This window comes from Ruminococcus sp. AF31-8BH (assembly GCF_003460605.1).
GTDB lineage: Bacteria > Bacillota > Clostridia > Lachnospirales > Lachnospiraceae > Blautia_A > Blautia_A acetigignens.
Window position 1 is genome coordinate 151,229 of sequence record NZ_QTVN01000010.1, and the last position, 13,266, is coordinate 164,494.

11 protein-coding genes, 2 tRNA genes and 1 other RNA gene are annotated in these 13,266 nt (G+C 48.1%); 5 read left to right on the forward strand and 9 right to left on the reverse strand.

The genetic code is table 11. The features are described 5' to 3' along the window. Positions 1–118: 118 nt before the first annotated feature. Positions 119–1,249: a prephenate dehydratase gene (gene pheA, locus DWZ38_RS13785; RefSeq protein ID WP_117853484.1), complete on the reverse strand. Its 1,131-nt coding sequence runs from the start codon at positions 1,247–1,249 to the stop codon at positions 119–121. 52 nt (positions 1,250–1,301) lie between these two features. After that, the gene (locus DWZ38_RS13790; protein WP_021926462.1) at positions 1,302–2,594 is read right to left on the reverse strand and encodes a folylpolyglutamate synthase/dihydrofolate synthase family protein; all 1,293 of its coding nucleotides are present in this window, start codon (positions 2,592–2,594) and stop codon (positions 1,302–1,304) included. Positions 2,595–2,787: 193 nt separating this feature from the next. Between DWZ38_RS13790 and DWZ38_RS13795 the strand changes: the two genes are divergently transcribed. The 3 genes from DWZ38_RS13795 (at position 2,788) to DWZ38_RS13805 (ending at position 4,609) form a co-directional block, all read left to right on the forward strand. After that, entirely contained in the window at positions 2,788–3,177 is a 390-nt protein-coding gene (locus tag DWZ38_RS13795) for a hypothetical protein (protein WP_021926461.1), read from the forward strand. 77 nt (positions 3,178–3,254) lie between these two features. Next, positions 3,255–4,178: an aspartate carbamoyltransferase gene (pyrB, locus tag DWZ38_RS13800; RefSeq protein WP_117853487.1), complete on the forward strand. Its 924-nt coding sequence runs from the start codon at positions 3,255–3,257 to the stop codon at positions 4,176–4,178. Then, positions 4,172–4,609, forward strand: a complete 438-nt coding sequence (locus tag DWZ38_RS13805; RefSeq protein ID WP_021926459.1) for an aspartate carbamoyltransferase regulatory subunit — start codon at positions 4,172–4,174, stop codon at positions 4,607–4,609. Before pyrB ends, DWZ38_RS13805 begins: the two co-directional genes overlap by 7 nt. Positions 4,610–4,769: 160 nt before the next feature. Here the strand turns inward: DWZ38_RS13805 and rnpB are convergent. The 7 genes from rnpB to DWZ38_RS13840 form a co-directional block, all read right to left on the reverse strand. Further along, positions 4,770–5,120: RNase P RNA component class A (rnpB, locus tag DWZ38_RS13810), an RNA gene on the reverse strand. 71 nt (positions 5,121–5,191) lie between these two features. Beyond that, positions 5,192–6,856 (reverse strand): nucleoside kinase, encoded by a 1,665-nt coding sequence (locus tag DWZ38_RS13815; protein WP_021924991.1) that lies wholly within the window; start codon positions 6,854–6,856, stop codon positions 5,192–5,194. A 79-nt stretch (positions 6,857–6,935) separates the two neighbouring features. Next, complete coding sequence (locus DWZ38_RS13820; RefSeq protein ID WP_021924992.1) at positions 6,936–7,718, reverse strand: Nif3-like dinuclear metal center hexameric protein; 783 nt, start codon at positions 7,716–7,718, stop codon at positions 6,936–6,938. Further along, complete coding sequence (locus DWZ38_RS13825) at positions 7,705–8,439, reverse strand: class I SAM-dependent methyltransferase (RefSeq protein ID WP_021924993.1); 735 nt, start codon at positions 8,437–8,439, stop codon at positions 7,705–7,707. The genes DWZ38_RS13820 and DWZ38_RS13825 overlap by 14 nt, the downstream gene beginning before the upstream one ends. Before the next feature lie 10 nt (positions 8,440–8,449). Then, positions 8,450–9,577: an RNA polymerase sigma factor RpoD gene (gene rpoD, locus DWZ38_RS13830; RefSeq protein WP_117853489.1), complete on the reverse strand. Its 1,128-nt coding sequence runs from the start codon at positions 9,575–9,577 to the stop codon at positions 8,450–8,452. Between the two features lie 38 nt (positions 9,578–9,615). Then, positions 9,616–11,409 (reverse strand): DNA primase, encoded by a 1,794-nt coding sequence (gene dnaG, locus DWZ38_RS13835; protein WP_021924995.1) that lies wholly within the window; start codon positions 11,407–11,409, stop codon positions 9,616–9,618. A gap of 373 nt (positions 11,410–11,782) precedes the next feature. Further along, positions 11,783–12,793 (reverse strand): deoxyguanosinetriphosphate triphosphohydrolase, encoded by a 1,011-nt coding sequence (locus DWZ38_RS13840; RefSeq protein WP_021926570.1) that lies wholly within the window; start codon positions 12,791–12,793, stop codon positions 11,783–11,785. Between the two features lie 213 nt (positions 12,794–13,006). On the opposite strand from DWZ38_RS13840, the gene DWZ38_RS13845 reads away from it, so the two are divergent. Beyond that, positions 13,007–13,091: transfer RNA gene (locus DWZ38_RS13845), tRNA-Leu, on the forward strand. Between the two features lie 67 nt (positions 13,092–13,158). After that, positions 13,159–13,243, forward strand: a tRNA-Leu gene (locus tag DWZ38_RS13850). Positions 13,244–13,266: the final 23 nt, after the last annotated feature.

Below are 13,266 nucleotides of genomic sequence, written 5' to 3' on the forward strand. Positions count from 1 at the left end.
GCAGATACGGCTCGATCTGTCACTTCAAAAAGAGCCTTCCTCTGCAGCCGTTTTTCTATTTTACTTTTGTTATATTAAAAACAGATAAAATCTTCTTAAATTCTCTGTATCTTTTTCCCTAATAATTTCCAAGAATCTTCAAATAACTTGTCTCTGCTTCCATTCCCCGCAGTGCGTTTTTCACAGCACTGTCCCGAAGATTTCCCTCGAAATCCACGAAGAACCGGTATTCCCAGGTTTTGCCGGGGATGGGGCGGGACTCGATCTTGGTCATGTTCAGCCCGTTGTAGATCATGTGGGAAAGCACATTATAAAGGGTTCCGCTTTCATGGCGTGCCTCAAAGCAGACGCTGATCTTGGAGCTGTTGTTCTCGTACACAGGCTTTTTCGCCAGGATAATAAATCTGGTTACGTTGCTGTCATTTTTGCAGATGTTCTCTGCCAGTACCTTCAGATTATAAAATTCTCCCGCATCCCTGCTTGCAATGGCTGCGTGGGTTCTGTCTTTTTCTTCGCTGACCTTCTTCGCCGCAGCAGCGGTGTTGCTCACAGCCGTCTGTTTCCAGCTTCTGTGCTCCTCCAGATATTCCTTGCACTGTGCCAGTCCCTGAGGATGAGAGTAAACGCAGGAAATATCAGAAAGCTCAGCTTCCGGCAGTCCAAGAAGTACATGTTCTACCTTCAGTACCTGCTCCCCAACGATAAACAGGTTATATTCGGTTAAAAGATCATAAATATCTGCCACAATTCCAGCAGTGGAGTTCTCAATGGGAAGAACCGCGTAATCTGCCCTTCCGGCTGCCACCTCTTCCATTGCATCCCGGAACAGCTTCACGTGATAGCTCTTAATATCTTCCTCAAAATAAGCCCGCATAGCACCATAACTGTAAGCCCCCTCTACCCCCTGGAAAACCACGGTCACATTGTTTCTGGGAAGCTCCTCTACCATTTGAAAATCTTCCTCTTCCTTAGGACCATGCTCAGTAAGAAGCTGGTACTGACGCTTCCGGCTGATGGCCATGATCTGCTGAAAAAGCTCCTGAGCGCCAAGCTCATTGAACTCTCCGTGGGCTTTTTTCCGAATTTCTTCTAATTTGGCATGCTCTCTTTCCGGATCCAGCACTTTCTTTCCTGTGTGGATTTTGTACTCTGCCACTTCCTCGCAGACCTTCATCCGCTTCTCAAAAAGCTCTACCATCTGGTTGTCGATCTCATCTATTTTCCGTCTGCATTCCTGCAAATCTGTCATGTTGTGTCCTCTCAATTTCTGTTGTAATACGCCGCACGCACACGGCAGTTTCTTATGAAATTCTCTCTTCTACCGCTCTTGTCAGATCCCCGATAAAGGACAGGGAACCAAAAGCCAGAATCACGCTGTTCTCATCATCCCCCGCATAAGCAAATGCCTTCTCCACTGCGTCTGCAATGCTCTTCGTGCTCTCTGCGCCGGGATTGAATTCCCTTGCTGCTTTTGCCAGTTCTTTCGCCGGCAGTGCACGGGGATTGTCCGGTGTCTCTATGGTGTAGATTTTTTCTGCAAAATGAGCGGTTTTCTCAAGAACGGTGCGGTACTCCTTGTCTGCAAAAACGCCCATAATGTAGATCAGCTTTTTCCCATTGAAGTAATGGCGGATGGATTCTTCCATCTTATCCGCTGCCCCGGCATTGTGGGCACCATCCACAATAAACAAAGGCTTCCGGCAGATCACTGTAAATCTTCCCTTCCAGCTTGTATGGGAAAGTCCATCCTTTCGCTGTTCCATGGTAGTATGCCATCCCAGCTCATCCAGAATTTCAAGTGCCTTAAGAGCCAGCACCGCGTTCTCCTTCTGGTAAACTCCCGCAAGGGAAATGTCAAATTTTTGTCCCTCATAAGTAAAGCTCTGCCCGAACACGCTCTCCTGCTCCAGAACTGCCTCGTCCGGGTCTGCTATTGTACAGGAAACGCCCAGCTGCTCACAGGTTTTCGTAATGACCTTTATAGCTTCCGACTCCTGTCTGGTGGTTACCGTCCTGCAGCCTGGCTTGATAATGCCGGCTTTTTTCTGTGCAATTTCTTCCAGGGTATTTCCAAGAAATGACATGTGGTCCATACTGATGGAAACCAGTACGGCAAGCTTGGTGTTTTTTATAATATTGGTGGCATCCAGATTGCCGCCCATGCCTGTCTCAAGAAGGACAAGATCACAATTTTCTTCTTTAAAATATAAAAATGCTGCCGCTGTCTCGATTTCAAATGGGGTGGGATGGTTCAGGCCTGCGTCTGTCATCTGGGTGATGACCTGGGAGATCCTGGCAACATGCCCGGCGAATTTCTCTCTGGAGATCCGCTCCCCTGCCACCTCCAGACGTTCCCTGTAGGAATATAAGGTGGGGGATATGTATCTGCCCACGCGGTAGCCTGCCCTTGTAAGGGTGGTATATAAATATGCGATTACCGAGCCTTTGCCATTTGTTCCGGCTACATGCACAAAGGGAACATCATCCTGAGGATTTCCCAGTCTGCCTAACATTTCCCGCATGTTGTCAAGTCCCAGTACGGAACCGTATTTCGCCGAATCGTCAATATATGCCCGGCACTCCTGATAGTTCATAAAAAAGTCCTCCTGTCGGAAATATGCGATGCTGCGCCTCGCTTTTCGGGAACCGCGAACTCCGCTTCGCTCCGTTTGCGTAGCGGAAATATCCGATGCTACGCCTCGCATATTTCCTTCATTATACCCTTACCGTATAAAATTGGCAAGAATGGGAATGTTAATTTTAACTTTTTACGAGGGAGGCTTACCAATGAACAAACATCCATTTCTCTTCTGCGGATTCACCGGATGGTGTCTGGAAATACTTTGGACGGGACTTCATTCCCTGCTTCGGGGAGATGCTGCCATGAAAGGCACCACATCCCTTCTTATGTTCCCCATTTACGGCTGTGCGGCGCTGATCATCCCTGCTTACCGCAGGATCAAAAATCTTCCCATTTTTCTTCGCGGATGCCTGTATACTGCCGGTTTTTACTTCGGGGAATTTACCAGCGGCTCTATTTTGCAGGCTTTTCACATGTGCCCCTGGGACTATTCCGGTGCTCCTCACCAGTACCGGGGAATCATCCGTCTGGACTATCTTCCCGTGTGGTTTCTCACCGGATTATTTTTTGAAAAAATACTTACAAAATCTTCTTGAAAAATCATCCCAAGTAGTATATGATAGGTCGAAGAGATTTTGAACTATAAAATAATGATTACAAATGGAGGTAGATCATGAGACACTTAATGAGTCCGCTGGACTTAAGTGTTCCGGAACTTGAGAAGCTTCTGGACCTTGCCAGCGATATTGAGAAAAACCCCAAAAAATACGCCCATACCTGCGACGACAAACGTCTTGCCACTCTTTTCTATGAGCCAAGTACCCGTACCCGTCTCAGTTTTGAAGCTGCTATGATGAACCTTGGCGGCAAGGTTCTTGGTTTCTCATCCGCAGATTCCAGTTCCGCAGCCAAAGGCGAAACTGTTTCCGATACCATTCGTGTCGTTTCCTGTTACGCAGATATCTGTGCTATGCGTCATCCGAAGGAGGGTGCTCCGTTAGTAGCTTCTATGGTTTCCAATATTCCTGTTATCAACGCCGGAGACGGCGGTCATCAGCATCCCACTCAGACTCTTACAGACTTACTTACTATCCGTTCTTTAAAAGGCCGTCTTGACAACCTTACCATCGGTCTGTGCGGAGATCTGAAATTCGGCCGTACCGTTCACTCCCTGATCGAGGCGCTGGTACGCTACCCGAATGTAAAATTCGTGCTGATCTCACCGGAAGAGCTTCGCATCCCAAGCTACATCCGTGAGGACGTGCTGAAGAAAAACAACATCGAGTTCGTAGAGGAAGAGCGTCTTGAGGATGCCATCCCGGATCTTGATATCCTTTACATGACCCGTGTTCAGAAGGAGCGTTTCTTCAACGAAGAGGATTACGTTCGCATGAAAGACTTCTACATACTGGACAAACAGAAGCTTTCCCTTGCAAAAGACGATATGTACATTCTTCATCCGCTTCCACGTGTCAACGAGATTGCCGTTGAAGTGGACAATGATCCGAGAGCTGCATATTTCAAACAGGCTCAGTACGGCGTATATGTACGTATGGCCCTGATTCTTACATTATTGGAGGTGGAACTGCCATGTTAAATGTTGGAGCACTTCGTGAAGGTTACGTATTAGACCATATCAAAGCTGGAAAGGCCATGACTATTTATCATGATCTGAAGCTGGACAAGCTTGACTGTACCGTTGCGATCATCAAGAACGCCCGCAGCAATAAGATGGGCAAAAAGGACATTATCAAAGTAGAATGCCCGATCGAAGACCTGGATCTTGACATCCTTGGCTTCATCGATCACAACATCACCGTAAACATCATCAAGGACGAGCAGATTGTTGAGAAGAAAGACCTTCGTCTTCCGAAGCAGGTTGTCAACGTGATCAAATGCAAGAACCCGCGCTGCATCACTTCCATCGAGCAGGGCCTTGACCAGGTATTTGTTCTTGCCGATGAGGAGAACGAAGTTTACAGATGCAAATATTGCGAAGAGAAATACAGAGGTCACAGAAATAAGTAATTTTTGATTATATTTGCGCAATTTAATAACAATACTAACAAAGTTCCCGTAGAAGTATGAAAGTGCTTCTGCGAGAACTTTTTTATTTTCTGACAGCAAACGGAATAAAAAAATGAGAAGACTCTGCATACACAAAATCTTCTCAGAATTTCTTTTTTGCTGCACAAGCAAACCGATAAGCCGGGTTATGTCGTTGAGTGATCATCTGTCTAGGCCTTCCGTTGCCAGAAGGCTCAAGCGACCCACCTGAAAGCACGACGGGCAGCCGTATCGCTTTCTTCTCGGTCTTGCTTCGAATGGAGTTTACATGTGCCCGGCCTGTTACCAGGACGGCGGTAGTCTCTTACACTGCCTTTCCACCCTTACCATGGAAGCCATGGCGGTTTATTTCTGTTGCACTGGTCTGGGAGTCACCTCCACCGGACGTTATCCGGCATCCTGCCCTGTGAAGCCCGGACTTTCCTCGTCTGAACCCTTTCGTCTGTCCAGCCGCGATCACCTGGCTTGCTTGCGCAACTGCTATTCTAACATTATTCCTTTGCTCTGTAAAGCCTAAATTTTAAAATATTGAACCGTGACCGATCAGGTATTGAAGCAGCTTCCTCCAATAAATTCCCGAAGCAGGGAATTATTCGGCACTTCCTCGCTTGGCACCGGAACAAAGTAATCGAAGAATTTCAGAAGCCTGTTGGCCTCCAGATACTCCGGATCCTCCTTGGCAATTCCAAAGAGCAGCGGCTCCGCATACACTTTCAGGCACGCCAGCTCATAAATCAGGGCAGAATTAAACATTACATCCGCCTCTTCCTGATACGGGAAAATGTTTTTCTCTTCTCCTCGTCTCACAGAAGGCCACCTTGCAATGGTCTCCTTGGCAGAAGTACCTCTTGTTCTTGCATCCCGCACAATCCTGCGGATCAGCCTGCCGTCTGTAGTCGGAATCCGGTTGTGCTCGTCAATATTCAACTGGGTCAGGGCGCTGATATAAATCTTAAACTTGCTCTCCTTCGGAAGCGCATAGCTTAACCTGTCATTCAGCCCATGGATTCCCTCAATTACCAGGATATCTTCTTTTCCAAGCTGAAGGAAATCCCCTTTATATTCCCTCTGTCCTGTCTTGAAATTAAACACCGGAAGCTCCACGCGCTCCCCTTTAAGGAGTGCCAGCATGTCTTTGTTAAACTGCTCTACATCAATGGCTTCCAGGCATTCATAATCCTTTTCCCCGAATTCATCAAGAGGGGTATGCTCCCGGTTCACGAAATAATTGTCCACTGCAATAGGATGAGGCTTCAGTCCGTGAGCCGCCAGCTGTATAGACAGCCTGTGTGAAAAGGTAGTCTTGCCAGAAGAAGATGGGCCTGCAATCATTACAAACTTCTTATTTCCAGCCTGGGCGATCTGCTCCGCGATTCTGGAAATCTGAGACTCCTGAATTGCCTCCTGCATAAGAAGGATTTTCTGGATTCCCTGGCTGGTAATCTGGTCATTCAGCTCCCCAACTGTGGAAATATCCAGCTTCTTCCCCCACTCCTCCGATTCCTTCTGAACCTGAAAGATTTTATCCTGGGGCAAAAATTCCGGGATCTCATCAGGTGCTTTCGCATCGGGAAGCATAAGCACAAATCCCTCATCATAAAGCCGCAGGTCAAAATATGGCACATAGCCTGTATCATAGGCCATTGCCCCATAGAAATAATCCTCGAAGTTCTCTATGCTGTAAATATTTACCCTGGAAACCCTGCGGTAGCGAAACAGCTTCTCTTTGTCATACATGCCGTGATGGTGGAAAAGAGCGATGGCTTCATCGGTATTTACGCTTCGCTTTTTCACCGGAATCTGTGCCTTTACCAGCTCTGTCATTCTTGTCTTCACCTGGTCAAGAAATGCCTGATCCAGCTCCTGTTTTCCTTCCATGGTAAAATAAAAGCCGCTTCCAACAGAATAGTGAAGCACCACTTTCTCTATCTTTTCCTTGCCTGCAAGATCATAGATGGCTTTTAGAAGCACCAGGCAGGCGGTACGCTTGTAGGTTTTGTTTCCAATGCTGTCCCTGGTTGTGATCAGCTTCACTTCACAGTCCCGGTTCGCCTTTTTGTGAAGCTCCCGGATCTTGCCTCCTGCGATTACCAGAATAACAGGGGCATCTGTAGTTTTCTCATAATCTTTTATTACTTCTTTATAGGAAATTCCAACAGGAAACTCCTTTATTTCTCCGTTTATCGTAAGCCTTACTGTCTGATCCATAAGCCCTCCTTATCCGGTATGACATGCCACTCATTGATACCCCGGATTGCTCCGCCGCTATGCGGCTCCCGCAATCTCGTTACAATATTGTATAAGGACTCTTCACCTTCGCGCAGGTGAATTTCAGTTCCGGAAAGGCCTTCTCAAGCCGTTCCTTCATGTCTTCCATGAAAATGTATTCTGTGCCGTAATGCCCCGCATCAATGATGCAAAGCCCCTGGGCAACGGTATCAATTCCGGTATGGTGGTCAATATCCCCGGTCACATACACATCAGCCCCGGCAGCCAGCACATCGGAAATCATGCTTTTCCCGGATCCGGTACAAACTGCTGCAGTCTCCACCATCTGATCCAGATTGCCGTATACCTTCACATCTGCCAGTTTCAGATTCTTTTTCACCAGAAGCGCATATTCCTTCAGCGTCATCTTCGCAGGAATTTTGCCAACGCGGCCAAATCCAATGGTCTCCCCATCCATCTCACCGGTGGCAGAGAGCACCTTTGTCTCTGATAATTCCAGATATCCGGCACTTAAATCAGCCATTCCAAGAATGTCATAGTTGGTATGCATGGCATAATAGGAGATTCCCTCACGCACCAGCTTTAGGATCCTGCGTCCTGTAAAGCTGTGGTTGTTGATTTTCTTAATGCCTGAAAAAATCATAGGATGGTGGGTGACGATCATGTCTGCCCCTGCCTCTATGGCTTCCTCAAGCGTTTCATCTGTCAGGTCGAGGGCCAGAAAAACATGGTGCACTTCCCTTTCATCATCCCCTGTAAGAAGTCCCACATTGTCCCAGTCCTCTGCCGCAGCTGCCGGAAAATGTTCATCCAGCCAGCCTGTCAGTTCATTTACTTTCATATTCTGCCAGCGCTGCCTTAATCAGCTGCGCTTCCTCCTTTACTTCCCGGATGCGTGCCGTCACTGCCTCCGCCTGAGGCGCAGCCTGAAGCTGCTTTAAAATATCTGCACGGATTCGTTCCTCTCTTAAAAGATAGCGGTAAAGAACTGGATTATGCTCCTTCAAAAGAAATTTCCCAAAAGCTTCCTCCAAGGTGTAGGGCGCCGCTTCCGAAACCAGATTCTCATTCCCATCACCTTCCGGACATGTCCTCACCACACGCATCATAGGATAAAATTTACCCTCTTCCTCCACCATTTTTTCTTCCACGATCTGAAACCCCTGTGACTGGATAAATCTGCGAAAATGGGGAATATCCGACTGGGGCTGCAAAATCATCTCAGAAAAAGAATCTCTCACAGACTGGCCGTCCGTGAGAATTCTTTCCATAAGAGGACCTCCCATTCCTGCGATTACAAGAGTGTCCCCCTCCCCGGCCTTCAGATTCTCAAGCCCATCTGACAGCCGGGTCTGTATGTACTCCTCCAGACCATACTGCCGGATATGCTCCTTCGCCCTGGAAAGAGGGCCTTTTCGTACATCCATTGCAATGGCCGATGGAATTTTTTTCTGCTGTATCAGGTACACTGGCAGATATCCGTGGTCGCATCCCACATCTACCAGCCTGTTCCCTGTTGTTACCATATCTGCGATTGCAGACAACCGTAAGGATAACTGCATGTCCCTCTCCTTAATCCAGATAATCCTTCAGCTTGCGGCTGCGGCTTGGGTGACGGAGCTTACGAAGGGCCTTTGCCTCGATCTGGCGGATACGCTCTCTGGTAACGTTGAATTCCTTACCAACTTCCTCAAGGGTTCTGGCACGTCCGTCGTCCAGTCCGAAACGAAGACGAAGCACCTTCTGCTCTCTCTCGGTAAGAGTTCCAAGAACTTCCACAAGCTGTTCCTTCAGAAGTGTGAAGGCAGCTGCGTCAGCCGGAACTGGAACATTGTCATCCTGGATGAAATCGCCAAGATGGCTGTCCTCTTCCTCACCGATAGGGGTCTCAAGGGAAACCGGCTCCTGGGAAATCTTCAGGATCTCACGCACACGGTCAACCGGCATGTCCATCTCCTCTGCAATTTCCTCCGGGGTAGGTTCACGTCCAAGCTCCTGGAGCAGCTGTCTGGAAACGCGGATCAGCTTGTTGATGGTCTCAACCATATGCACCGGAATACGGATGGTACGTGCCTGGTCTGCGATGGCTCTTGTGATGGCCTGACGGATCCACCATGTTGCATAGGTACTGAACTTGTATCCCTTGCGGTAATCAAATTTCTCAACTGCCTTGATCAGGCCAAGGTTACCTTCCTGGATCAGATCCAGGAACAGCATTCCGCGTCCTACATAACGCTTTGCAATGCTGACAACAAGACGAAGGTTGGCCTCTGCCAGACGTTTCTTGGCATTCTCATCTCCCTGCTCCATTCTCTTGGCAAGCTCAATCTCCTCCTCAGCGGAAAGAAGGGGAACCTTACCGATCTCTTTCAGATACATACGAACCGGGTCTTCAATGCTTACGCCTTCCGGAACGGAAAGGTCGATCTTGTCCAGTTCTACCTCTTCCTCATCGTCCAGGCCATCAATATCCATATCATCATCCAGCATCAGATCGTCTGCGCCATTGTCTGTGATTCGAAGCACATCCACGCCGCTTGCTTCCAGAAAGTCAAAAATCTTGTCCATCTGTTCCGCATCCAGGGGCTGGTCCTTGAAGAAGTCACTGATCTCCTGATATTCCAGTACATTTTTCTTCTTTTTTGCAAGTTCCAGAAGCTCCACCAGTTTCTCACTGAATTTGCCCATATTCATTTCCATAGGTACTCTAACCTCCATATAGTGTTAATATTTTATCCTTATTCAAAAGAAATATGCAATTGCTGCCTTTTTCTTCCAAGATCCTCCAGATTTTTCTTGGCCTGCACAAGCTCCTGCAGGGCTGCCATGTCTGTCGGATCCCAGTTTTCATTTTTCTTAGCCAGGCTCTCCTGCTTGATTCGAAGAAGAGCGTCTGAGAAAGCTCTCTCCTGCTCTTCCCTGGTCTCAAGATGGATAGTGGCATTAAACAGGGACGCCACTTCTTTTTGTTCGTCGCTGTCTGTAAATGCATTCAAAAGTCTGGCTGGATTCACATCCCCTTCCTTTCGCTGATTCCAGAGCATCTCTGCCACTTCTTTATAAAGAGGAACCACGAAATCCGAAGGCGTCAGATATTTCTCTACTGTCTCAAAAATTCCCGGATAGGTGACAAGCCAAGTAAGCATCAGCTTCTGGGATTTTTCCCCTGCACTTTCCTTCTTCCGGACTGCCGGGTCTCCTGATTTGGGCTGGATCCGCTTCTCTGCGGGAGTTCCCTTCATGGCAAGGGAATTCACACGCTTGCGCAGGTTCTCCACACTGATTCCGTATCTGCGGTATTCCTTCACGATTGCTTCAATGTAAAGGTTCCGCTCCAGCTCATCGGAAAGCTCCAGAAGATACTGGGCGCACCGGTCAAAGAACCGGTTCTGTCCCTGAGGCTCCTCCATGGGAAACTCTCCTGCCGCAATGCTTACCCGGAACATAAAGCTGTCCATGGCTGCCTCCAGCCTTTTTTCAAAGGCTTCTGCCCCTTCGGTCTTAATAAATTCATCGGGGTCCTTATGGGGCCGCAGGTTCACCACTCTGGAATTCACCCCGGCTTCCCGAAGAATGGGAATGGCTCGCAGCGCAGCCTTTACTCCAGCTTCATCACTGTCGTATAACAGCAGCACTTCCTGGGTGTAACGCTTCACCAGGCTTGCATGGCCGGACGTAAGAGCTGTTCCAAGGGAGGCTACCGCATTGGTAAAACCTGCCTGGTGCATAGAGATTACGTCCATATAGCCCTCGCACAGGATCAGGTAATTCTTTCTGGTGGTCCTTGCAATATTCAGTCCGTAAAGATTACGGCTCTTATCAAAGATCTGGGTCTCCGGGGAGTTCAGATACTTGGGCTTGCCGTCACCCATCACACGTCCTCCAAATCCGATCACACGGTTATTTACATCCATAATGGGGAAAATAACACGGTTCCAAAACTTGTCGTACATCCCCTGCCGCTCATCCACATTAAACAGTCCGGATTCCCGCAGCAGATCGTCAGTGTAATTCTGGGCTTTCAGATATTTGTACAGGTCATCACTGTATTTGTCCGAATAGCCAAGACCAAATTTCTTAATCATTTCCTCGCTCAGGCCTCTGCCTGTCAGATAGTCGTGAGCGGTTTTGCCGTTTTCACGGCGCAGCTGGTAGTAAAAATACTGGGCTGCCTTCTTGTTGATCTCAAGCAGGGTGGCCCGCTTCTCGGCCTTCGCCCTGGCAGCCTGGGAATATTCGATCTTGGGAAGCTCCACGCCGGCACGCTCTGCCAGATGGGAAAGGGCTTCTCCAAAGGAATAATTCTCGTACTGCATTACAAAATTATATACATTTCCTCCTGCTCCGCAGCCGAAGCAGTAATACATCTGCTTGGACGGGGTTACGGAGAAGGACGGCGTCTTCTCATTATGAAAAGGACACAGACCAAAATAGGAGCTTCCCTTTCTGGTCAGTCTCACATACTGGGATATCACATCTACAATATCATTTTTCATACGTACTTCTTCAATGATATCGTCAGAATAACGCATGCTTATCCTCCATTTCTGTTTCTAATAGTTACTGTTCACTTCGTGCCCAATAACACGCTTCGCGATGCACAGAAATCATGCTTTGCATGATTTCGCGCCGCACTTCTCGGGTTTTCTGTGAACTTTGTTCACCAAACGGACATGTCGCCTGCCGGCGACATCACCATATATGAAAGTCAGCTGTTCCGCGCCTATGGGCGCTCCCACAGCTGCCGACCGCATTCGTAATCCGGGCTATCGCCCTACTTACTCATACGGTCTAGCCCATCCGATATCCAAGAATTCGCTCATGCAAGCATGGCTCATTCTTGGCTGCCGTCTGGGACTTTCATAGTAAAACACCTCGCGGAACATTACCAGTGAACAGTAACTTCTAATATACCTCCCAGGCTCTCGGGATAAAGATCTCCTTGAATTTCTTCATAGAGTACTGATCCGTCATGCCTGACAGCCAGTCACATACCGCCCTGCTTTTGGGCACGCCCCTTTTCTCGATCAGGGCAAGGTACTCCCTGGACATGGCCTCCGGATGGTCTATGTAATACTGGTAAAGTTCCGTCAGCATTTTGATAGCCTTGGACTCTTCCTTTTTCGCTATGGGATTCAGATATACCTTCTGGAACATCTCCTGGCGCAAATCCATCAGTGCCTGCTCCACAGCTGGAGACATCTGTATGGACGGCTTATCCATGCTGTTCTCGATCACATCATGGACAAAGGTGTTCAGCCTCTCTCTTGTGGTCTGTCCCAGAAACTCCCTGAGGCCTGATGAAATATCCGTCTCCGTGATAATTCCGGCTCTCTGGGCATCGTCCATGTCATGGTGGACATATGCGATCTTATCGGAAAAGCGTACCACCTGTCCTTCCAGTGTAGACGGACTGCCGCTGGTACGATGGTTCAGGATTCCGTCCTTAGTCTCCCAGGTAAGGTTCAGCCCCTCTCCGTTCTTCTCCAGTACCTCCACCACACGGATGCTCTGCTGATAGTGGGCAAAGCCGCCGGGATGTACCTGGTTCAGTGCAGTCTCTCCTGAGTGTCCGAATGGAGTATGTCCAAGATCGTGGCCTAAGGCTATGGCTTCCACCAAGTCTTCATTCAGACGCAGCGCCTTGGCTATGGTACGAGCGATCTGGGAAACCTCTAATGTGTGGGTAAGCCGGTTCCTGTAATGATCTCCCTCCGGTGCCAGAAACACCTGTGTCTTATCCTTCATTCTGCGAAAAGCCTTGCTGTGCAGAATCCTGTCACGGTCCCGCTGATACACAGTGCGCACATCGCACTCTTCCTCCTCGCGGTCTCTTCCCCTGGACTTGCCGCTGTACGCCGCATAAGGGCAGAGCAGCTCCAGTTCTCTTTCTTCCATGCTCTCTCTGATATTCATAGATTCACTATCCTCCAAAGACTGACAGGTGTATTGATAATCTTCCTCCTATTAATTATATTCTACACAAAATTTCAAATTCCTCTTTTTTTCAAAAAGAAAATAAAATTTTTAAATTTTTTTCAAAAAATGTGTTGACAATCCCATACCCCTTTGTTATACTAATATCCGTCGCAGCGAGAAAGAAACAATTCTCCATGAGAAACGCGATATGCGGAAGTGTCGGAACTGGCAGACGAGCAAGACTAAGGATCTTGTGAGCATTGCGCTCGTGTGGGTTCAAGTCCCATCTTCCGCATGTACTACTTAAGGTAGTATGATAAATATTTAATCGCACAGAGATTGATCTCTATGAAGTGCGATATGCGGAAGTGTCGGAACTGGCAGACGAGCAAGACTAAGGATCTTGTAAGCATTGCGCTTGTGTGGGTTCAAGTCCCATCTTCCGCATGTACAATTAAATATTTGATCGC

What these genes read in the sequence shown, in the direction of transcription:
- rpoD (WP_117853489.1), bottom strand. Translation starts at nt 9,577, where the DNA reads ATGGAAATGAATATGGGCAAATTCAGTGAGAAACTGGTGGAGCTTCTG.
- DWZ38_RS13795 (WP_021926461.1), top strand. Translation starts at nt 2,788, where the DNA reads ATGAACAAACATCCATTTCTCTTCTGCGGATTCACCGGATGGTGTCTG.
- DWZ38_RS13840 (WP_021926570.1), bottom strand. Translation starts at nt 12,793, where the DNA reads ATGAATATCAGAGAGAGCATGGAAGAAAGAGAACTGGAGCTGCTCTGC.
- DWZ38_RS13805 (WP_021926459.1), top strand. Translation starts at nt 4,172, where the DNA reads ATGTTAAATGTTGGAGCACTTCGTGAAGGTTACGTATTAGACCATATC.
- DWZ38_RS13815 (WP_021924991.1), bottom strand. Translation starts at nt 6,856, where the DNA reads ATGGATCAGACAGTAAGGCTTACGATAAACGGAGAAATAAAGGAGTTT.
- pyrB (WP_117853487.1), top strand. Translation starts at nt 3,255, where the DNA reads ATGAGACACTTAATGAGTCCGCTGGACTTAAGTGTTCCGGAACTTGAG.
- DWZ38_RS13825 (WP_021924993.1), bottom strand. Translation starts at nt 8,439, where the DNA reads ATGCAGTTATCCTTACGGTTGTCTGCAATCGCAGATATGGTAACAACA.
- DWZ38_RS13790 (WP_021926462.1), bottom strand. Translation starts at nt 2,594, where the DNA reads ATGAACTATCAGGAGTGCCGGGCATATATTGACGATTCGGCGAAATAC.
- DWZ38_RS13820 (WP_021924992.1), bottom strand. Translation starts at nt 7,718, where the DNA reads ATGAAAGTAAATGAACTGACAGGCTGGCTGGATGAACATTTTCCGGCA.
- pheA (WP_117853484.1), bottom strand. Translation starts at nt 1,249, where the DNA reads ATGACAGATTTGCAGGAATGCAGACGGAAAATAGATGAGATCGACAAC.
- dnaG (WP_021924995.1), bottom strand. Translation starts at nt 11,409, where the DNA reads ATGCGTTATTCTGACGATATCATTGAAGAAGTACGTATGAAAAATGAT.